Origin of the sequence: Psychromonas aquimarina ATCC BAA-1526 (assembly GCF_000428725.1) — a bacterium.
In the GTDB taxonomy this organism is placed as follows: Bacteria; Pseudomonadota; Gammaproteobacteria; order Enterobacterales; family Psychromonadaceae; genus Psychromonas; species Psychromonas aquimarina.
Window position 1 is genome coordinate 14895 of sequence record NZ_AUAM01000038.1, and the last position, 21477, is coordinate 36371.

General features: G+C 42.1%; 22 protein-coding genes. 20 read left to right on the forward strand and 2 right to left on the reverse strand.

The window, feature by feature from the left end:
• Positions 1–175: 175 nt before the first annotated feature.
• From G337_RS0114165 to G337_RS0114250, 17 genes are all read left to right on the forward strand, one after another.
• Complete coding sequence (locus G337_RS0114165; RefSeq protein ID WP_028864479.1) at positions 176–898, forward strand: beta-ketoacyl synthase chain length factor; 723 nt, start codon at positions 176–178, stop codon at positions 896–898.
• A complete protein-coding gene (locus tag G337_RS0114170; RefSeq protein ID WP_028864480.1) occupies positions 898–1671 on the forward strand; it encodes a lysophospholipid acyltransferase family protein in 774 nt (257 codons plus the stop codon). Before G337_RS0114165 ends, G337_RS0114170 begins: the two co-directional genes overlap by 1 nt.
• A gap of 16 nt (positions 1672–1687) precedes the next feature.
• Positions 1688–1945 (forward strand): phosphopantetheine-binding protein, encoded by a 258-nt coding sequence (locus tag G337_RS0114175; protein ID WP_028864481.1) that lies wholly within the window; start codon positions 1688–1690, stop codon positions 1943–1945.
• A gap of 4 nt (positions 1946–1949) precedes the next feature.
• On the forward strand, positions 1950–2207 hold the full coding sequence (locus G337_RS0114180) for an acyl carrier protein (protein WP_028864482.1): 258 nt from the start codon (positions 1950–1952) through the stop codon (positions 2205–2207).
• A 3-nt stretch (positions 2208–2210) separates the two neighbouring features.
• Complete coding sequence (locus tag G337_RS0114185) at positions 2211–2771, forward strand: COG4648 family protein (RefSeq protein WP_028864483.1); 561 nt, start codon at positions 2211–2213, stop codon at positions 2769–2771.
• Positions 2768–4171 carry an AMP-binding protein gene (locus G337_RS0114190; RefSeq protein ID WP_028864484.1) on the forward strand — a complete coding sequence of 468 codons (1404 nt, stop codon included), beginning with the start codon at positions 2768–2770 and terminating at the stop codon, positions 4169–4171. Before G337_RS0114185 ends, G337_RS0114190 begins: the two co-directional genes overlap by 4 nt.
• Positions 4158–4511 carry an ApeI family dehydratase gene (locus G337_RS0114195; RefSeq protein ID WP_028864485.1) on the forward strand — a complete coding sequence of 118 codons (354 nt, stop codon included), beginning with the start codon at positions 4158–4160 and terminating at the stop codon, positions 4509–4511. Before G337_RS0114190 ends, G337_RS0114195 begins: the two co-directional genes overlap by 14 nt.
• Positions 4512–4519: 8 nt before the next feature.
• Positions 4520–6214 (forward strand): glycosyltransferase family 2 protein, encoded by a 1695-nt coding sequence (locus G337_RS0114200; RefSeq protein WP_028864486.1) that lies wholly within the window; start codon positions 4520–4522, stop codon positions 6212–6214.
• 281 nt (positions 6215–6495) lie between these two features.
• On the forward strand, positions 6496–8037 hold the full coding sequence (locus G337_RS0114205; protein ID WP_028864487.1) for an HAL/PAL/TAL family ammonia-lyase: 1542 nt from the start codon (positions 6496–6498) through the stop codon (positions 8035–8037).
• A gap of 34 nt (positions 8038–8071) precedes the next feature.
• Entirely contained in the window at positions 8072–8503 is a 432-nt protein-coding gene (locus tag G337_RS0114210; protein ID WP_028864488.1) for an acyl-CoA thioesterase, read from the forward strand.
• On the forward strand, positions 8493–9104 hold the full coding sequence (locus G337_RS0114215; RefSeq protein ID WP_028864489.1) for an outer membrane lipoprotein carrier protein LolA: 612 nt from the start codon (positions 8493–8495) through the stop codon (positions 9102–9104). Before G337_RS0114210 ends, G337_RS0114215 begins: the two co-directional genes overlap by 11 nt.
• Positions 9088–11400 carry an MMPL family transporter gene (locus G337_RS0114220; protein ID WP_028864490.1) on the forward strand — a complete coding sequence of 771 codons (2313 nt, stop codon included), beginning with the start codon at positions 9088–9090 and terminating at the stop codon, positions 11398–11400. Before G337_RS0114215 ends, G337_RS0114220 begins: the two co-directional genes overlap by 17 nt.
• 4 nt (positions 11401–11404) lie before the next feature.
• Positions 11405–12007, forward strand: a complete 603-nt coding sequence (locus G337_RS0114225; protein ID WP_028864491.1) for a DUF3261 domain-containing protein — start codon at positions 11405–11407, stop codon at positions 12005–12007.
• An 8-nt stretch (positions 12008–12015) separates the two neighbouring features.
• Positions 12016–13218 carry a beta-ketoacyl-[acyl-carrier-protein] synthase family protein gene (locus tag G337_RS0114230; protein WP_028864492.1) on the forward strand — a complete coding sequence of 401 codons (1203 nt, stop codon included), beginning with the start codon at positions 12016–12018 and terminating at the stop codon, positions 13216–13218.
• Positions 13219–13379: 161 nt separating this feature from the next.
• On the forward strand, positions 13380–13847 hold the full coding sequence (locus tag G337_RS0114240) for a hotdog family protein (protein ID WP_028864493.1): 468 nt from the start codon (positions 13380–13382) through the stop codon (positions 13845–13847).
• Complete coding sequence (locus tag G337_RS0114245) at positions 13840–14565, forward strand: 3-ketoacyl-ACP reductase FabG2 (protein ID WP_028864494.1); 726 nt, start codon at positions 13840–13842, stop codon at positions 14563–14565. Before G337_RS0114240 ends, G337_RS0114245 begins: the two co-directional genes overlap by 8 nt.
• A complete protein-coding gene (locus G337_RS0114250; RefSeq protein ID WP_028864495.1) occupies positions 14565–15800 on the forward strand; it encodes a beta-ketoacyl-ACP synthase in 1236 nt (411 codons plus the stop codon). Before G337_RS0114245 ends, G337_RS0114250 begins: the two co-directional genes overlap by 1 nt.
• A 21-nt stretch (positions 15801–15821) precedes the next feature.
• Here G337_RS0114250 and G337_RS0114255 read toward each other — a convergent pair whose 3' ends face one another.
• Positions 15822–16517 carry a DUF2161 domain-containing phosphodiesterase gene (locus tag G337_RS0114255; protein ID WP_028864496.1) on the reverse strand — a complete coding sequence of 232 codons (696 nt, stop codon included), beginning with the start codon at positions 16515–16517 and terminating at the stop codon, positions 15822–15824.
• A gap of 100 nt (positions 16518–16617) precedes the next feature.
• Here G337_RS0114255 and G337_RS0114260 point away from each other — a divergent pair, with 100 nt between their 5' ends.
• Positions 16618–18177 (forward strand): phospholipase D family protein, encoded by a 1560-nt coding sequence (locus G337_RS0114260; protein ID WP_051303267.1) that lies wholly within the window; start codon positions 16618–16620, stop codon positions 18175–18177.
• Between the two features lie 25 nt (positions 18178–18202).
• Here the strand turns inward: G337_RS0114260 and G337_RS0114265 are convergent, their stop codons facing one another.
• Entirely contained in the window at positions 18203–19105 is a 903-nt protein-coding gene (locus G337_RS0114265) for a LysR family transcriptional regulator (protein WP_028864498.1), read from the reverse strand.
• A 99-nt stretch (positions 19106–19204) separates the two neighbouring features.
• Here G337_RS0114265 and G337_RS0114270 point away from each other — a divergent pair, with 99 nt between their 5' ends.
• The gene (locus G337_RS0114270; protein ID WP_037027555.1) at positions 19205–20272 is read left to right on the forward strand and encodes a linear amide C-N hydrolase; all 1068 of its coding nucleotides are present in this window, start codon (positions 19205–19207) and stop codon (positions 20270–20272) included.
• 294 nt (positions 20273–20566) lie between these two features.
• Positions 20567–21472, forward strand: a complete 906-nt coding sequence (gene glyQ, locus G337_RS0114275; protein ID WP_028864500.1) for a glycine--tRNA ligase subunit alpha — start codon at positions 20567–20569, stop codon at positions 21470–21472.
• Positions 21473–21477 lie beyond the last annotated feature (5 nt).

Below are 21477 nucleotides of genomic sequence, written 5' to 3' on the forward strand. Positions count from 1 at the left end.
TGTAAGGCGCTGCTGAATATATTTGTCCTATAGAAAATAATAATAAAGGCTTTGTGCTTAAAATAGCTAAACAGCACGAACAGTTTAATGTTAAAATAGCATGCGATTTCGGAGGAACTATAACTCATTGATTGTGTTATTTTTCTATTAATAAAAAATAATATAGTAAAAGCAAATGGATTTTATTAATTTTAATATCATAAACTGGTTTGCCCTCTGCCCCGGTATTGCCCTGCACAATAAATGGCATGAACAGGTTGAAAACCAGCCTTTATGTCTAGGGGTACTTAATGAAACTCCTGTAAATCTGATTCCTGCTATGATGCGCCGCCGTATGAGCTCATTAAGCAAGCTTGCTGTGCAGACTGCCATTCAGTTATCGCAGCACAATCATATCGATTATATTGTTTTCGCCAGTCGTCATGGCGAACTAACCCGCACTGTTAAATTAATCGAAGATATCCTTGCCGGTAATGACGCTTCTCCAATTATGTTTTCGCAGTCAGTGCATAATACGGCCGCCGGATTATTTACCATCTCAACTAAGCAGGCCGTGCCTGTCTGTTCTCTGGCCGGCGGTGAAAACACTCTGCATAGTGCACTTATTGAAGCCGGTTGTTATCTACAGGAACATCCGGATCATAATGTACTAGTGGTTAATTTTGATGAGCCTCTGCCTGAACCTTATCAGGCATTCGAAAAGGCTGAACATCAGGGCTTTGCTCTTGGTTTGTTATTAAGCGGTGGAGGAGAATTCAAAATTAAAGCGGTAAAACAGGAACAGCTTAGTGAAAGTTTTTATCCTCAAGCTTTCAGCTGTATTGATTATCTGTTAAACGAACAGAAAACGGTTTCTATCTGCAGTAAAAAAACTGCCTGGTATTGGGAAAAGAACTGATGAGCCTGAATGAAAAAATTAATAAAATCTGGCGGATTTTTGCAACCGGATTTTGTTTCGGCCTGTTTGGAATAGGCGGCCTGGCTTTAACTTTTATTGTTTTTCCTTTATTAACATTTTCATTAGAAAACAGTAAAAAACGAGAATTAAAAGTACAGAAGATAATTCAGCGTTCTTTTTATCTGTTCTGCGAAACAATGCGTATCAGCGGCGCGATTGATTATAAATTTGTCGGAGCTGAAAAGTTACAAAACGATCAGAATTGTTTAATCGTTGCTAACCATCCTAGTTTAATTGATTATGTATTAATTACTTCCCGTTTAGGGCAGTGTGACTGTCTGGTTAAAGAAGCGATATGGCATAATCCTTTTATGAAAGGAGTTGTGAAATCTGCTGGTTATATTCCTAATAAAGATCCTGAAAATTTACTCGATGACTGCTCTGAGCGGCTTGAAAACGGTAATGTTCTGCTGATCTTTCCAGAGGGAACAAGAACAACGCCGGGTAAAGAATCGTCATTACAGAGAGGGGCTGCACAGATAGCAGTTAAAACAGAAACCGATCTGCGTATCGTGCATATTAAAGTAAGTCCTTCATTTTTAACAAAAGAGAAAAAATGGTATCAAGTACCGGACAGCCGGCCTTTTTTTCATATTGAAGTGAAAGATAAAGTTTCGATAAAACCATTTATTGAAGAAAACCTATCCCCTTCAATAGCCGTTAGAAAATTAAACAAGCATTTATATAATGTGCTTTTAGCACCAGAACATTAAAACTGAGTAGGTATTCATGGAACAGTTACACACAGAAATAAAAAAATTAATCATTGATGCGCTTTATCTTGAAGATATGAGTGTCGATGATATTGAAACAGATGCCCCGCTGTTTGGTGAAGGTTTAGGTTTAGATTCAATTGATGCCCTAGAGCTGGGGTTAGCGATTAAGAAGCAGTACAGTGTTGTTATTGATGCCGACGATACACAGACACGAGAGCATTTTGCATCTGTTGCAAATTTAGCAAAATACATTTCAGCAAATAAGGCTTAATAATATGACTGAATTAAATAAAAATGAAATTTTCAGCCAGGTTCAGGAAGCTTTGGTTGAACTGTTTGAGCTTGATGCCGCGGATATCCAGCTTGAAACTAAACTTTATCAGGATCTTGATTTAGACAGTTTAGATGCTGTTGATTTAGTGGTTCATTTACAAAAACTTACCGGTAAAAAAATTAAACCGGAAGAGTTTAAAATGGTACGTACGGTTGATGATGTAGTTAATTCAGTTGTTGAACTGCTACAGGAAAAATAAATAATGAAATTGCTGACGATATTGTCGGCAATTGTTTTATTAGCTTATCCATTTGCTGTTTATTACGGCTTAAATCAATGGGGAGTTGGAACGGTTGCTGCGGTGCTCGGTGTATTATTTATTCTGCGTATTATCGGCGGGAATAAAACCCGTTTACGTGAATTAAAATATATAGCCTGGGTAAGTGGTGCAATGGGGCTTGTTTTAGCGCTGCTTGCAATAACTTTTAAAGATACCAGCTGGTTCACTTATTACCCTGTTATAGTCAATATGTTAATGCTTACTTTATTTGCCTGCAGTTTATGGCAGAAAGAGAGTATGGTTGAGCGTTTTGCCCGTCTGCAGGAACCTGAACTGCCTGATTATGCGGTGAGTTATACCCGCAGCGTCACTAAAGTCTGGTGCCTGTTTTTTGTTATTAATGGTTCCGTTTCTCTACTGACCAGTTTCCTGTCACTTGATATCTGGACCCTGTATAACGGTTTGATCAGTTACCTGCTGGCCGGTTCCCTGTTCGCTGCTGAATTTCTGGTTCGTATTTATGTTAAAAGAAAAAATGAATGAGTTTTAGCTCTCTAAAAAATGTACTGCTCAGTGACAGAGAAGATCAACAGCTGGTTTCCTTCTCGACAGAAGAAACGGTTTGCTGGGCGCAGTTATTATCGGACATAAAAGCATTAAGTCTTAAGCTTCGAAATTCTGATAAAAAAAACTGGGCGATCTGCTGTGAAAACAGTTATCTCTTCTGCACAGCTTTTTTTGCCGCTGTTTATGCTGATAAGAATATTGTCTTACCCGGTAATCACCAGCCGGCAATGCTGCTGTCTTTAGCGGAGCATTTTGATGCTGTTGTGCATGACGGGCTTGTTGCTGCTGATTTCAGCAAGCAGCAGCTGACACTGCCTTGTACAGACAGACATCCGGGCTGCGCTCTGCCGTTTACTGAATTAGATCTGCAGCAGGTAAATATTACTCTATTTACTTCCGGGTCAAGCGGTCTGCCGAAAGCGGTCAATAAATCATTATTAATGTTAGACAATGAGATCACCCAGCTTGAACTTGTATGGGGAGAGCTGCTTGACGGCTGCAGTATTGTCAGTACGGTCTCTCATCAGCATATATACGGCCTGCTGTTTCGCATTTTATGGCCTTTATGCGCCGGACGGGCCTTCCAGTCTAATGATCTGGTTTACCCCGAGCAGGTGTTAACCGGTGCTGATAATAACTGCTGCCTGATCAGCAGCCCGGCTTTATTAAAGCGTTTACCGCAGGATAAACAAAGCAGTGCTTATCGTGCTGTTTTTTCATCTGGCGGTCCGTTAAATAATGAAGCCGCAGAGCAGTGTAAAGCTTTGTTTGACCAGTATCCCTTTGAGGTATTCGGCAGTACTGAAACCGGTGGGATCGGTTACCGTCAACAGCAGCAGGCTGATACTGCCTGGAATTTTTTCCCGGGAATATCTGCCCGGCTTGTTGAACTGGGATGTTTAAGTCTAAAGTCGCCGTGGATTGATCCGCAAACATGGTATCAGACCAGCGATCAGTGTGAATTATTAGAGAATAATCAGTTTATTTTGAAAGGTCGAGTTGATCGAATTGTTAAAATCGAAGAAAAACGTATTTCATTAGTTGAGGTTGAACAGCGCCTTAATCAGCTGGAATGGATCGATGAAAGTGTTGTACTGGTTATTGATGATATTCACCGTCTGAGTTTAGGGGCTGTTATTAAGCTTAGCGCGCAGGGGGAACATACCATGCAGGCGCTTGGAAAAGGAAAATTCTGGATAAAACTTCGTCAGGCCTTACGTTTATGGATTGAACCCGTCGCTATTCCCAGACACTACCGTATTGCTGCTGAAATACCGGTAAATAAACAGGGAAAACGCCTGCACAGTGAAATATCACAATTATTTGAAAACGAAAAATTCAGTAAAGAAAGTGGAATAAAAAATGTCTCAACGTAAAGCGACCATTATTGATCAGCAGATTATAGAAAACAGGGCTGTTTTAACCCTGCAGATTGATGCAGGTATTACTGATTTTGAAGGTCATTTTCCAGGATACCCATTACTGCCCGGTGTCACACAGATAGACTGGGCTGTTTTTTACGGCAAGAAACTGCTTAACTGCGGCACCCGTTTTGCAGGTATGGAAGTCATTAAATTCCAGGATCCTATTCTGCCGGACAGTATTGTTTTATTAACTCTAACCTGGGATGCAGACAAACAAAAACTGCATTTTGTTTACAGCTCTGAAAACAGCCGGCATTCATCCGGTCGTATCAAATTACTTGTAAACGAGTAAGGGCCGTTATGACTGATTTTAATCCGTGCTTTTTGATCCCCTGCTATAACCACGGCCAGGCATTAACGGCTGTTGTTAAGGCTTTAGCTGCTGATTATGATTATCCGATCATTATTGTTGATGACGGTAGTGATCTTGTTACCAAAGAGGTAATCGGCCGGCTTACTGATATAGCGACTGTAGTTACCCTGATTGAAAATCAGGGGAAAGGCGGTGCTGTTATCGCCGGAATTAAAGCCGCATTTGAGCTGGGATTCAGTCATGCAGTGCAGATAGATGCCGACGGTCAGCATGATCTGACTGCGCTGCCGGTTTTACTAAAAGAATCGCAGGCACATCCGGATGCATTAATATCCGGACGCCCGGTTTATGATGAAAGTGTACCCAAGGGGCGCTTATACGGCCGTTATATTACCCATTTCTGGGTGTGGGTAGAAACCCTGTCATTTTCAGTTAAAGACAGTATGTGCGGGTTTCGTTCCTATCCCCTGACACCGTCCATGGATATTATCCGCCAGGAAAAACTCGGCTTAAGAATGGATTTTGATACCGAAATAATGGTCAGATTATTCTGGAATGATGTTGATGTGCGTTTTATAAAAACGCGGGTGATCTACCCGGAAAACGGTGTATCTCATTTTGATGCTTTCTGGGATAACGTAAAAATAAGCTGGATGCACACCTGCCTGTTTTTCGGCATGTTAAAACGTCTGCCTAAATTATTAACCCGTTCTAAACGAATGACTTTAAAGAATAAGCATTGGTCAAAGCAGGCTGAGCAGGGAACCTATTACGGAATGAAAATTCTGCTGGGCATCTATTCGCTGTTCGGCCGGACAGCATTCAGCATGCTGTTAAAAGTTGTCATGGCTTATTATATGCTGACAGCTAGAGAAACCCGGGCGGCTTCAGCATTGTATTTACAGAATGTGCGCAGCTATGCTCAGCAGACTGGACAGAGTCTGCCTGGAAAGTTAAGTGTTTATCGACATCTGAACTCTTTCGGGCAGACCATGCTGGATAAACTGGCTGCCTGGAAAGGTGATTTCTCAACAGGTAATCTGGCTGTTCATGGTCTTGAACATATTGAACCTTTGACTAAATCCGGGCGGGGCATTGTTATTATCGGTTCACATCTCGGCAATTTAGAGTTGTGTCGTGCGCTGAGTGAACAATATGTTGATTTAAAAATTAATGCTCTGGTTTTTACCGAGCATGCTCCGCGTTTTAACGCGATGATCAAAGTCGTTAATCCTAAATCAGATCTGAATATTATCCAGGTAAATAAACTCGGTCCGGAAACGGCCATTCTGCTTGATGATAAAATTGAACAGGGAGAATGGGTGGTGATTGTTGGTGACCGGACATCATCCAGTGTTGAACAGCGTTCAGTCTGGGCTGATTTTCTAGGTAAACCAGCCCCCTTTCCGCAGGGACCGTTTTTATTAGCATCAATTCTAAAAGCCCCGGTTTATTTACTTTTTGGTCTGCGTAATGAAAATAAAAAAGGGGCATTTTTTGATGTCTACTTTGAACCTTTCAGTGAGCAGATAAAATTACCAAGAGGCAGGCGCGAGCAGGCCCTGCAGGCTGTGGCTGACTTATATGCCCGGCGCCTTGAACATTACACAATGAAAGCACCGCTGCAGTGGTATAACTTTTTCAATTTTTGGCAGTTAAGCAGTAAGGCTGAAGATAAGTAACTTTTATATATAGCGGCAGATGAAAGCACATCTACTTTTACAATCCGCTATAACTTTTTAATTTTTGGCAGTTAAGCAGTAAGGCTGAAGATAAGTAACTTTTAGCTATAGCGACAGATGAAAGCATATCTACTTTTACAATCCGCTATAACTTTTTAATTTTTGGCAGCTAAGTCCAAAATCTGAAGAGAAGTAATATTTTATAAACGAGGCAGATGAAAGCCCTCTGTTTTTACAATCCGGTATAACTTTTTAATTTTGGCAGTTAAGTGGAAAGAAAAATGACAAATAAACAACAAAGCATCAAGTTTGGTGACGGACGTTTAACCATTGAAGATATTGTAAGTATCTCTGACGGCGCCGGCGCAGAAATGAATTCCAGTGCTGAATTTAACACAAAAATCGACCGCGGTGTGGCATTTTTAGAGCGTCTGTTAAAAGAAGATGGTGTTATTTATGGCGTGACAACCGGTTACGGAGACTCCTGTACCGTTGCTATTCCGACAGACTTAGTTTCTGAATTACCGCTACATTTAACCCGTTTTCACGGCTGCGGTCTGGGTGATAACTTAACCGAGAAACAGTCAAAAGCAGTTTTAGCGACTCGTTTATGTTCATTATCACAGGGTGTTTCCGGTGTTACGCATGATCTGCTTAATCAGATTATCACTTTGATTAATAATGATATTTCTCCGCGTATCCCGGAAGAAGGTTCAGTCGGGGCAAGCGGTGATTTAACACCTCTCTCTTACCTGGCAGCTGTATTAATCGGTGAGCGTGAAGTTATCTATAAAGGTCAGATTCGCCCGACAGCAGAGGTTTTTGCTGAGCTGAATATTAAACCTATCGTACTGCAGCCTAAAGAAGGCCTGGCATTAATGAACGGTACCGCGGTTATGACCGCCCTTGCCTGCTTAGCATTTAAACGCGCGGAATATCTGGCAAAAGTTGCAACAAAAGTGACTGCGATGGTTTCAGTTGCGATGCACGGCAATGATTTCCACTTTGATGAAGCACTGTTTGCTGTTAAACCGCATGCCGGACAGCAGCAGATTGCAGCCTGGTTACGCTCGGATCTGCAGGCTGAACGTCCGCCGCGCAATAGTGACCGTCTACAGGATCGTTACTCGCTTCGCTGTGCGCCGCATGTTATTGGTGTTTTACAGGATACCCTGCCGTGGCTGCGTTCAATGATTGAAAATGAATTAAACAGCGCTAATGATAATCCGATTATTGACGGTGATAATGAACGAGTATTACATGGCGGTCATTTCTACGGCGGTCATATTGCAATGGCGATGGATACCTTAAAAGTAGCTGTGGCGAATATTGCAGATCTGTTAGACCGTCAAATGGCGCAGTTAATGGATTATAAATTTAATAACGGCCTGCCGTTTAACTTAACCGGTGCTGAAGGGCCGCGTAAACCAATTAATCACGGTTTTAAAGCCGTACAGATTGGTGTTTCTGCCTGGACGGCTGAAGCATTAAAGCACACTATGCCGGCAAGTGTATTCTCTCGTTCAACTGAGTGCCATAATCAGGATAAAGTCAGCATGGGGACGATTGCTTCACGTGACTGTCTGCGGGTATTACTGCTGACTGAGCAGGTTGCTTCTGCTTCATTACTGGCTGCTACCCAGGCTCTGGTTATTCGTAAGCGTCATAATGAACTTGATGAAAGACATTTCAGCGAAGGTTTAAAAACAATGACTGAAGCGGTATTAAGCGAGTTTACCCCGGTTGATGAAGATCGTCCGTTAGAGACTGACTTACGTCATTTTATGCAGTTAATTCAAACTCAGCACTGGTCGTTATACTAATACAGATCGTTATTTTAACAGTTAGGACTTATCAATGGTCGAAAGCAATATTAACTTAAGCGCTGAAATCACTCTGATTACAGCATTTCAGGATGCGGATCCTATGGGAGTTATCTACCATGGTAACTATTTCCGCTATTTTGAGGAGGCCCGTCGTATTTTGATGCAGAAAATCAATTACAACTATCGGGAAATGGAAGCTTCTGGTTATATCTGGCCGATCATTGACAGCTATGTAAAATATGTAAAAGCGATCCCTTATAACCATGAAATACGAGTGACAGCTGTATTAAGTGAATGGGAAAATCGTCTGCGTGTTGATTATATGATTTTTGATGCGCAAACGGGACAGCGTATGACTAAGGCTTATACAAGGCAGGTTGCCGTTGAAATAGCCAGTAAAGAGATGTGCTTTGCTTCACCTAAGGTATTTATTGACAGACTGGAGCCCTATTTTGTTGATTAAAAATAGTTTTTTTGCAGCTGTGCTGATGATCTTGAGTTTTTCTGCACAGTCTGTAACGCTCGCTGATGTGCAGCAGAAACTGACTGCACACTCTCTGCTGCGCGGTCAGTTTACCCAGACAAAAACTATGCAGATGTTTAATCAGCCGCTTGTTTCAAAGGGGAAATTTCTACTGCACCAGGATCAGGGGTTGCTGTGGAAACAAGTTGATCCATTTTCAGTCTCTTTAGTTCTGGTAAAAGACAAACTTAGTCAGCAGTTTGCAGAACAGGCTCCGGAAGTGATTGCCGCAAAAGATAATCCGATGGTTTTTTATTTTACTCATCTGTTTTTATCGTTATTCAAAGGGGATGTTGATGGTTTAACGGATCAGTTTGAGATGAAGCTCAGTGAAAAAGGAGATAACTGGCTGCTGTTATTAACCCCAAGAGAGGCTCCTTTGAATAAGGTGTTTGCTAATATTTCAATTGAAGGCTCTGATTTTATTGATGTGCTTGTTTTAAGTGAATTAAGCGGTGATATTTCCGAAATAAAGTTTGCACAGCAGCAGACGACTCCTAAGACTCTAAGTGAAGAAGAACAGCGTGCCTTCCAATTCTAAACCCGCTGTTTTCTGGCTGTTTTTTATATTGCTGGCAGCGGTAGGTTTAGTGCGCCAGACAGTTCTGCAGCCGGACTTGCCCATTGAAACAAATATATTAGCCCTGTTACCTGAAAACCAGCAGGATCCCTTTGCTCAACAGGCTTTTGAGCAGGTCAGCAGTAATGTCAGCAATAAGGTGGTATTTTTACTTTCTGGCGAAGATAAACCCCAGCTTGCCGCTGCCGCATCTGCTTTTTCAGGTAAGTTATTAACCACTAACCTGTTCTCTGGTTTATCTGCGCAGTTAAGTGAACAGCAGCAGCAGGCCTGGGCTAAACTGTACTTTCCTTATCGCGGGCAGTTATTAAATGCGCAGCAGAAAGAGTCTCTGCAGCAGGCCCCTGAAGAGCAGGTTACTAAAGTACTGCAGCAGGTTTACAACCCTTTTTCCGGTGTAAGCGGCGGGGAACTTAAAAATGATCCCTTTTTGTTATTCAGAGACTATCTATCTTCACGAAATAACAGCTCAGCAAACTTTACTTTATATCAGGGGTATTTAACCACTGAGTATCAGGGTAAATACCATATTATTATTCGTGCAGATCTGGCCGGTGACCCCTACGACACACAGCTGCAAAACAGACTATCCGCTTTAGATGAACTTGAAACGACGATTAAAACAATGTTTCACGTGGAACTGGAACATACAGGTACGATATTCTATGCCGCCTACGGAACACAGAGTGCCAAAAGTGAAATCAGTACCATAGGTGTCGGCTCGCTGATTGGTGTTGTGCTTTTACTGCTGATTGTTTACCGCAGTGCCTTACCTTTAACGCTGGCATTGTTATCCATAAGCTGCGGTCTGCTGGTGGCATTTGTAGTTACTGCTGCTGTCTTCGGCAAGGTGCATCTGTTTAGTTTAGTGTTTGGTGCAAGTCTGATCGGAGTATCAATTGACTACGCTTTTCATTATCTTACCGAGCGCCTGGTGCAGAAAGATAACTGGCATTCGCAGTCGGCGCTAAAACATATTTTTAATGCCATTACCTTAGGTTTGTTAACCAGTTTAATCGGCTATTTAGGTTTGCTGATTGCGCCTTTCCCGGGTCTGCAGCAGCTGTCTCTATTTTCCGTGGTTGGTCTTTTAGGGGCTTATCTTACGGTTGTCTGCTGGTATCCGCTGTTAGCAAAATCAGCAAGTACAACAGCTGTGCCGAAATTAACTTTTATTAGTTTATGGTTAAAAGCCTGGGAAAACCCTAAATTCCGAACTCTCCTGCCGAGTTTATTACTGCTGTTTTCATTAGCTGGTGCTTTTAATGTGCATTTTGATGATGATATTCGCCAGCTGCAGGCATTACCGGCGGCATTAAAAACGCAGGAAACATATATTAAAACCGTTAGCGGTGTCGGGCAAAGCCAGCAGCTGCTGCTGGTTAAGGCCGCCAGTGATAATGATTTATTAGTTCGTCTGAGTGAAGTCGGGAAACAGTTAACTGTCTGGCAGAAACAAGGTCTGCTTCTTAACTATCAGAGTATCAGCCAGTATGTTCCGCCGCTGCTGAGTCAAAAAGAGAATTTTGAATTAGTTAAGTCTTTATATCAGTCACAAGCACAGAATCTCAGCGAAAAACTGAATTTTTCACAAGCTGTGCATTTTGATCAGCCTTTTAAGCCTTTGTTAGTGGATGACTATTTAGCGTCATCGGTTTCTGAGCCTTTAGGTTTTTTATGGCTGGATAAAATTAACGGTAAAAGCTCTGCGGTGATCCTGGTTAATGATATGAATGACAAGCAGATTTTACAGTCTTATATCAATGAACATGATGATCTCACCTCTCTGGATAAAGCCAATGAGGTTTCTGCTATTTTTGGTACGTATCGCGTTCATATCAGCAAGCTGTTAATCGGAGCATATTTGTTAATCGCTCTTTTAATGTTCTGGCGATATGGCTTAAAGCTTGGTTTTCTGGTGATAAGTCCGCCTGTTATCGCTGCCTGTGTCGGTTTAGCGGTAACCAGTGTGGCTGGTATTCCTGTCACTATTTTTAATTTATTAGCGGTGATTCTTATCTTAGGTATCGGCATCGACTACACCCTGTTTTTTGCAGAGCAAAAGCAGTTGATTGAAGCGAAGAATACTCTGCTGGCAATCACTCTTTCTGCACTCACCACGGTATTATCATTTGGTTTACTGGCGTTAAGCGAAACCCAGGCTATTCATGGTTTTGGTATCACTGTTTTAACGGGGATTATTGTTGCCTGGCTGCTCGCTCCTTTAGCAATGACCAGTCGTAAGGTTAAAAGGTAATAAGATGAAATTAAAATGTTTATATTTCCCTATACTGATAATGATGCTGAGCGCCTGCTCAATGCAGCCGCAGACTCATCCGGTTCAGGTTGAGGTAAATAAAGACGTATTTGTTACTCTGCCGAAACCTGCTGAGTTAGGTGAGAGACTTAATGTCAGTCAACTTATCACCGCGCAGTGGGGTCATGCAGAAGGTAATAAAGAGCAGAAATTACCGGTACAGCTGCAGGTCGATCAGCAAAGTGTCGTTTTAGCTGGCTTTTCTGCCTGGGGGGCGCGCATTATCAGCTTGAGCTATTCAGGTGAAGAGATTCAAACCTATGTGCTTAGCGGCTTAGCTGATACTTTACCAAAGCCGGAACAGGTATTATTTAATGTGATGATTTCAATCTGGCCTGTTGAATCATGGTCTGCCCCGCTTGCACAAATAGGCTGGTCGCTTGTTGAAAGTGATTTTGAACGTTTTTTACTTGATGAAAACGGACAGATTGTTGCATCTGTCTCTTATCAGGCACACCCTTATATTGATGGAATTATAGTGTTTAAACATTTGCAGCTTAATTACACCATCACTATCGAAACCAGCAAATCAGATACTGATAAATAGAGAATTAGATGAATACTAATCCCCCTGCTTTTCCCGTTTATATTCATGCCTGTGCGATGAACTCAGCATTAGGTGAAACACAACAGGAGAGCATAAAGCGTCTGGCCTTAGGTTTTTCACCTGATATGTGCCTGGAGTCCGGCTGGTTAAACGACGGCGGTAAAACCGTTGTCGGTAAGATAGTAAGCCCGTTACCTGAGATTGATGCGGATTTAACAGATAAAAATACCCGTAATAACCGTCTGGCATTATCAGCTCTGCTTCAGATTAAACCTCAGATAGAGCAGGCTGTCAGTTTGTACGGCGCGGATCGTATTGCGGTTATTGTCGGTACCAGTACTTCTGGTATTGCTGATGGTGAAAGTGCACTGGCTGTAAAACAGAAAACCGGTCAGCTGCCAGAAGATTATCACTACCATCAGCAGGAAGTGGGTAATCTGGGAGAGTTTGTCGCTGATTATTTTAAGATCGATGGTCCTGTTTATACGATTTCTACTGCATGTTCATCAAGCGGCCGGGTATTTTTATCGGCCAAGCGCTTATTAAAAGCAGGAATAGTTGATGCAGTCCTTGTCGGCGGCAGTGATTCTTTGTGTAAACTGACGCTGAATGGATTTCACGGTTTAGAAGCTCTCTCCAATGAACTCTGCAGCCCGTTTAGTAAAAACCGTCACGGTATTAATATTGGTGAGGCGGCCGCATTTATGCTGCTGTCCCGAGAAAAAAACTCAAGCGGCTTAGCCTTGCTTGGTGCAGGAGACAGTTCCGATGCTCACCATATTTCAGCACCTCACCCGGAAGGAAAAGGGGCTGCTGAAGCGATGCACAAAGCATTAAATGATGCGCAGCTGAGTACAGAGCAGATCGGTTATATTAATGCGCATGGCACAGCAACTAAGCTAAATGATGCAATGGAAGCAAAAGCCATTTATGCCCTCTTCTCAGACAAGGTGGCTGTGAGCTCAACGAAGCCGTTAACCGGACATGCATTAGGGGCCGCCAGTATTTTAGAAGCCGCACTCTGCTGGTTACTCTTAGATAAAAATCTGGATCTGCCCGTACAAATTAATGATGGAGTTTATGATCCGTCTCTTGCGCCGATACGTTTTGTGCAGGGTAAGGAAAAATTACAAAAGCCTGCTGTTTTAAGTAACTCATTTGCATTCGGCGGCAACAATATAAGTCTGATCTTCGGTTACGCAGATGAATAAGATTATAAGCACTGGTTCTTTTGTAAATGAGATATTTGCATTCGGCTGCTGTTTAAAGCGGACAAAGAATATAAGCCTGATTTTCGGATATGCAGATGAATAAGCGGGCTCTTTTTTAAATTTAAAAGAAATAAATATAAGCATGGTATTTGGATACACAGATGAATAATATCCCCGACGCAGCGTCTTTACTGCCGCATGAAGCCCCGATGATCCTGATCGATAAACTAATCGATGTGACTGAATTAACGGTACATTGCCAGGTTAAGATTGATTCAGACGGACTGTTCTTTGATAAAGAGAGTAATGGTGTGCCGGCATGGGTCGGCATTGAGTTTATGGCGCAAACCATCGCCGTCTGGTCTGGCTATCATGCCTGGAGACAAAATAAACCTTCACCAGTCGGTTTTTTATTAGGCAGCCGCTCTTATACAAGTGAATGTGAAATCTATAAAGAATCGCAGCTGCTTGATATCTATGCGGAACAGGTAATGGAAAGTGAAGGTATGGCGGCTTTTCTGTGCCGCATCGAATGCAAAGGTAAAGAACTTGCCGCCGGGCAGTTAAATGCCTTTGTACCTACGCCGGAAAAATTAGAAGAGATGTTAAAAGGGAAAAATAATGACTAGACAAGTATTAGTGACTGGTGCGAGTAAAGGCATCGGCCGTGCGATTGCATTAAAACTAGCACAGGACGGCTTCACTATTGCCGTGCATTATATGGGCGATAAAAATGGTGCATTACAAACAGTTGAAGAAATTAAAACATTAGGCGGCAGTGCGCGCATTTTACAGTTTGATATTAGCGATCGTGAGCAGTGCCGGACAGTACTGGAAAACGATATTGCTGAAAACGGTGCTTATTACGGTGTAGTTAGTAATGCAGGTGTTAGCAATGATACTGTTTTTCCAGCTATGACCGGTGAAGAGTGGGATGGTGTGGTACATACTAACCTTGATGGTTTTTATAATGTTTTACACCCTTGTGTTATGCCTATGGTACAGCTTCGTAAAGGCGGGCGTATTGTTACCTTAGCATCAGTTTCCGGCTTAGTAGGTAATCGCGGCCAGACAAACTACAGTGCGGCTAAAGCAGGTATTATCGGCGCGACTAAAGCGCTGGCCTTAGAAGTGGCTAAACGCAAAATCACAGTAAACTGTGTGGCACCCGGGCTGGTTGATACCGGTATGGTTAATGAACATGTTAAAGAGCATGCCCTGCCGCTTGTGCCTTTACGCCGTATGGGACAACCTGAAGAGGTTGCCGGTCTGGTAAGTTATTTAATGTCTGATGCCGCGGCTTATGTTACCCGCCAGGTTATCAGTATTAACGGAGGAATGGTTTAATGAGTATTCGTCGAGTTGTTGTTACAGGCATGTCCGGTGTTACTGCATTCGGTAATGACTGGGAAAGTGTAGAAGCTAAATTAAAAGCTTGTGAAAACGCAGTATTATATATGCAGAGTTATGAGCAGTATGACGGTTTAAATACCAAGCTGGCTGCGCCTATTGTTGATTTTGAGCTGCCGAAGCATTACACCCGTAAAAAAATTCGCGGTATGGGCAGGGTTTCAAAATTAGCGACACTTGCTTCTGAAAATGCTCTTATTCAAAGTGGTCTGCTTGGTAATGATATATTAACCAACGGCCAGACAGGTGTTGCTTACGGCTCCTCTACCGGCAGTACCGATGCGGTTGGTGCTTTTGGTGTCATGCTTAATGAAAAAAGCACTAAAGCTATCACAGCGACAACTTATGTACAGATGATGCCGCATACCAGTGCGGTTAATGTCGGCCTGTTTTTTGGCTTAAAAGGGCGTATTATTCCTACCAGCAGTGCGTGTACTTCCGGCAGCCAGGCAATCGGTTATGCTTATGAAGCAATTAAGCATGGCTATCAGACAGTAATGGTTGCTGGTGGTGCGGAGGAGTTATGTCCGACGGAATCTGCAGTATTTGATACCCTGTTTGCTACCAGCCTTAAAAATGATAATCCTAAATCAACACCCAGCCCGTACGACAAAGACCGTGACGGATTAGTTATTGGTGAAGGTGCCGGTACATTGGTATTAGAAGAATATGAACATGCTAAAGCGCGCGGCGCAAAAATATATGCGGAGTTAGTGGGATTTGCCAGTAACTGCGATGCGGCGCATGTAACACAGCCGCAGCAGGAAACCATGCAGATCTGTATGGAGATGGCGCTTAAAAATGCAGATTTAAGCGCGGATAAAATCGGTTATGTTTCTGCGCATGGTACTGCGACAGAGCGTGGTGATATCGCTGAAACTAATGCAACGCAGAATGTGGTCGGCAGTAAAACACCGATCAGCTCATTAAAGAGCTACTTCGGTCATACCTTAGGTGCATGCGGCGCAGTTGAAGCCTGGACTGCTATTGAGATGATGAACAGCGGCTGGTTTAATCCGACTTTAAATCTTAATAATATTGATCCGTTATGCGGTGATCTGGACTACATCACAGGCAGCGGCCGTGAAATCGATTGTGAATATATTATGAGTAATAACTTTGCCTTCGGCGGCATTAATACTTCATTAATATTTAAACGTATCAGAGATTAATTCTGAGCTGTAATCAGGTTGCTATTCTTTAGTAACCTGATTCATTTTTTCCCGCCACTGCGGCAGTTCGTCTGCCCCTTTTTCAGACAGCTGGTAAATACCTCGTTCCACTTTATTAAACCAGCCGTAGTAATTACTGCCTAAAAACTGTGTAGCCTGTGGCTCATCAATTGCCTTTTTTATTTCAGCCCCCTTGGCGTTAGGCTGTTTAGATAAATATTCAGCCACCCGGATGCAGCGCTGCCGGTAAGCTGTTAAACCGGCTTCTCTACGGGTTGAACCGCCCTTTTGTGTATCACCCTGACGGCTGCTGAACTCTTTTAACAAAGCTTTTTGTCTGCGCCGGTTTTTCCGCGGCGTGTAGTCTTTCGGATCGCTGACCACTTCAACATACTGCTGCTCTTTCTGCATATCTACGATAATCAGACCTAAACCTAATCGTGCGATCAGTTTTTTGACCTGTTTAGCCTGTTTTTTATAGATGGTGCACTGTTTGGGAACAGCAATATAGACGGTATCTGCCAGGGTAAACCGTTCAACAGCCTGCAGCAGCAGGGTTATATTGATACTTAATTTAAGTTCGATAATCACCATTGAGTCATCTTTTACTGCGACAATATCACAGTCTTTTATCTCGCCTTTTACTTCATAACCCAGGCTGCTTAAAAAGCCTTTAATCGGTAAATAGAGATCGTTTTCTTTAAGTTTTGTGTTCATCTGCTCTTTCTATGATTGAATATCAGAATCTATCCATTATATTAAAATTAAGGGCGAAGTAATCGCTATTTATTCGCAGACTTATCATATGGATATGCTTATGTTTAAAGGTTTTATTGTAATTTTATTTATCGTCCCGTTAACTGCCTGCATCAGTCTGCCGGATAACAACAGCTCTCCCAGCTATACTCTGGAAAAATCAACGCAGTCAAAATTAGTCAGAGAGGTGGAAAAAGCGCATAAAGGTTTAAATTTAGGGGCGGATCAGGTCTCTGTTTTGTTATTAGATGACGGCATTGATGCGTTTGTCGCCAGGCTTTCACTGATTAAGTCCGCACAGTCGAGTCTTGATCTTCAGTATTATTTATACCATTCAGATTTAAGCGGAGGTCTGCTGACCACTGCATTATGGCAGGCTGCCGAACGCGGAGTACGGGTTCGTTTACTGGTTGATGATATGGATCTTGCCGGTAAAGATCAGAATATCGCCATGTTAAGTGCACACCCTAATTTTGAAGTACGTATTTTTAATCCTTTTATTCGCGGCAAAAACCGTACCGGACAGCTTGTAACGCAGTTTGGCGCTGTTACACGTCGTATGCATAATAAATCCTTCACCGTAGATAATACGCTTTCAATATTAGGGGGACGAAACATCGGGGATGTTTATTTCGGTGCGGATCCGGATGTTGTTTTCGGTGATTTAGATGTTGCCTTTTCAGGCCCGGCTGTACAGCAGGTCTCTGCTTCATTTGATCTGTACTGGAATAATCAGCTTTCTTACCCGATTGAATTACTGAATGATTATCAGGCCACAGAAAGCACCTTGAATGAGGTATCCAGCGAGCTCAAAAAGTTTATTGCAGAAAACAAAACGAATGCCTATATCAAAGCTCTACAGCAGAATAATTTAGTTGAATTATTAAAAAACAACGAAGTAAAACAATATGCTGGAACTGCTGTTGTACTCTATGATGACCCGCTTAAAATTGTTAAAGACAGAAGTAAAAAAGAATATCACCTGGCACCGCAGTTAAGTCCCTATTTTAAGAGCCTTAAAAAAGAACTAGTCATTGTTTCTCCTTATTTTGTTCCGGGAGTTGAAGGAATGTTGTTTTTCGAAGAGCTAATCGCGAAAGGCATTGAAGTCAAAATACTAACCAACTCTTTAAAATCTAATGATGTCAGTGTCGTACATGCCGGATATTCAAAATATCGTAATAAGTTATTAAAAATGGGCGTGAAAATATATGAGATGGATAGTGGAATACTGACCGAGAAGGGCCGTATAAACAGCAAAAACAAAAAAACCTTTAACCTTTCCGGTATCTCCAAGGCAAGTCTGCATGCAAAATATTTTGTCTTAGACCGCCGTCATGCTTTTATCGGCTCACTTAATTTAGACCCTCGTTCGTTTAATGAAAATACCGAAATTGGTGTTGTTATTGACAGCAGAGAATTAGCCGATGATATAGCCGCTAATTTTGACGATAATGTTCATAAAATTGCTTTTGAGTTATCCTTGCAAGATGATCAGTTAGTCTGGATTAAGCTGCGCGGAAACAGGAAAACAAGCTATTACAATGAGCCGTACAGCAGCTGGTGGGACCGTTTTGTTATCGGATTTTTGCGTTTATTACCCGGTGAATCTCAATTATGATGTAAATGCTCACTAGCGGTTTATTTTAACTGTTTAATGATTTGAATGACTTTTTAAACTCATTAATTGTGGTACTTTTTACTTTTCCTATGTTCTGCTGAGTACGGGTTAATAATACGAAACTCCAGCGTCCGTCACTATTCATAAAATCGATATTTAGTTTTTTTATCTGCTGTGCATTTGCAGATGAACTGACCACGTGGTTTGGTAATAATGCCCAGCCGCCCTCTTTTAATAATGATAAAATAATATCCGTATTACTGATAACTGCCTGTTGTGAAGATATCTGCAGCATTTTACCTAAACCGACTTCCATATGATTTTCTGCGACATACTGTAGGTTTTGTTCTAAATCAGGCAGGCTGCAGCTGTTACTTTTTCCTAATTGAGTGTCTTTATGTGCAAAAAATGAAAAAGGTAAATAACCAAGGTTTGTGAAGGCCAGTCCTTTTTCCGGAAGCACGGCGTTAACGCCGCCTAGTACTAATGCTATATCGGCCCGCTGCTGAGCTAAAGCTTTAATTGATTCCCCTTTTCCTCTATGTATCCAGTTTAATCGGGTATTAGGAAACTGCTCCTGAACACTGTTCTGTACTTCTATGATCACTGAAATGGGCAGTGAAATATCATGATAAATAGTTAAACTTTTCTCCAGACCGCCAGCTAAGCTGTCACCACTATTCTGCAGCAGCTGTGCTTGATACAAAATATGTTTTGCCTGGGTTAACAGGCTTTCTCCCTCAAAGGTGATTTTTGGAAACTTGCCGCTGCGGTCAAATAATGTAATACCTAAATCGATCTCCAGGTTGCCGACCTGCTGATGCAGAGTGGAGCGGTCTTTATGGAGAGATTTAGCCGCTTTACTGAATGATCCCGTTTCGGCAACGGCAATAAATGCAGATAATTGTTCAAAACTAAAACGAAGCATAAAAGACCTTTCTGTTGGGGATTTTCAAACATAACCGAGATTACCTGATGTTTGTATTGATTACTATATGAGCATACAAACATAATCGAGGTGAATATCATGGCTTTATTTTTTAAAAAATCCGTAGTTAATGCTGCCCTTGCCGGTGCGCTGACGCTGTCTGCACTGTCTGCTGCTCAGGCTTGTTCCCGTGTTTTCTGGGAAACTCAAGATCATGGCGTATTTGTCGCCCGCACTATGGACTGGATGGTGGAAACGCATCCTACCATTGATATACGTACTAAGGGGATAAGCTACCGGGGAGCTGAATCAGGTGACAAAGTAGTGACCTGGACCTCTAAATATGCGTCAATTATGACCACCTTTTACGGTAAAGCAGGTATTGATGGTTTTAATGAGAAAGGCTTAGCAGTTAACGCCTTGTATCTGGGGGAAGAAAGTCCCGGTCAATATGATAAGAGTAAATTTCAGTTAGAAAATTCACGTATTGTTCCGTATTTATTAGATAATTTCAGCACGGTAAAAGAGGCGGTCGCTGCTATTAAAAATATTCAGTTACAGCAGTTTGGTCCTGAAGGTGAAAAATTAAAAGGGCACTATTCTCTTCAGGATAAAAGTGGTGACTCTGCTGTATTAGAGTTTGTGGATGGAAAATGGTTTGTTTATCACGGCGCAGAATATGACGTATTAACTAATAGCCCGGTATACAAAAAACATTTAGAAAACTGGCAGAAAGCAAAACCCCAAAATAATGAAGTGGTGGATGCTGAATTTCCTCTCGAGGGTAATGTTGCGCCGGATCAGCGCTTTATCTGGAATAAATATATGCTTGAGCAGCTGCAGGAACCAGGTAGTTATAATAACGGTCTGGCAAAAATTGACAGTGTGGCTTACAAAGTACCTTTAGATGCAGCTAATAGAATAGTTAATGGAAAAATGACTGGTTATGCTACTCAGTACACTTTGGTATATAACCTCGAGGCGTTAGAGTTAAATATACGTTATCAGTATGGAGATGTTTATACGCAGTTTAAAGTAGACTTTAATAAACTAAACGACGGTCGAAACTATACATTAAAAGCGGATCAACAGAGTAACAGCGGCGATATGACCAGCAGCTTTAAACAGGGAAATGGAGTGATGGCGCAGTACCGCACTGCTGAATAAGCATAGCCGGTTTGGGGATTTATTTACTCAATAATGCCGTTTGCTATAAATAAACGGCATTTGCTTTCTTTATATGAACTAATTTTATGAGTTTTAGATTTAGCTGACGAAATCTGAGCGGCAGCATTTTTACTGGTAAATATTTATCTGTTTGTAATTTATTCAATGATCTTTTCTACTCCCGGCCTGCTCTTCACTTCAATAGTGACCTGTGTTATTGATTGCCATTGGTATAATTGACTTCTAATGGTTATAATACCCCCCATTTTTTATAAGCAACTCGAAGCGGAAATCATGCAAAAATTCGATACAAAAACATTCCAAGGGCTAATTCTTGCACTGCAAGATTTCTGGGCTCGTCAAGGTTGTGCCATTGTTCAGCCGCTAGATATGGAAGTGGGCGCTGGTACATTCCACCCGCAGACATTCCTGCGTTCAATTGGTCCTGAGCCGATGAGCAGTGCATATGTACAGCCGTGCCGCCGTCCTACTGACGGTCGTTATGGTGAAAACCCGAACCGTCTGCAGCATTATTACCAGTTCCAGGTGGTGCTTAAGCCGTCTCCGAAAAATATTCAGGAGCTTTACCTTAAATCGCTTGAAGAGATCGGGGTTGATACTTCAGTTCATGACATACGTTTTGTAGAAGATAACTGGGAGTCCCCAACGCTGGGCGCATGGGGATTAGGCTGGGAAATCTGGTTAAACGGTATGGAAGTTTCACAATTTACCTATTTCCAGCAGGTTGGCGGTTTAGAGTGTTCTCCGGTAACCGGTGAAATAACTTACGGTCTTGAGCGTCTTGCAATGTATGTACAGGGCGTTGACAGTATTTATGATCTTGTCTGGACAGACGGCCCTATGGGACGTGTTACTTACGGTGATATTTTCCATCAGAATGAAGTTGAGCAGTCTGCTTATAACTTTGAACATGCAGATGTTGATGCATTATTCGGTCAGTTTGAGCAGTGTGAAAAAGACAGCCAGAAACTGATTGAAGCCGGTTTAGCACTTCCTGCATACGAACAGGTGATGAAAGCGTCTCATGTATTTAACCTGTTAGATGCACGCCATGCTATCTCTGTTACAGAGCGTCAGCGTTATATTCTGCGCGTTCGTACTTTATCTAAAGCAGTGGCAGAAGCTTATTATGCTAAGCGTGAAGCGCTTGGTTTCCCACTTTGCAAAAAAACTAGTTAAATAGA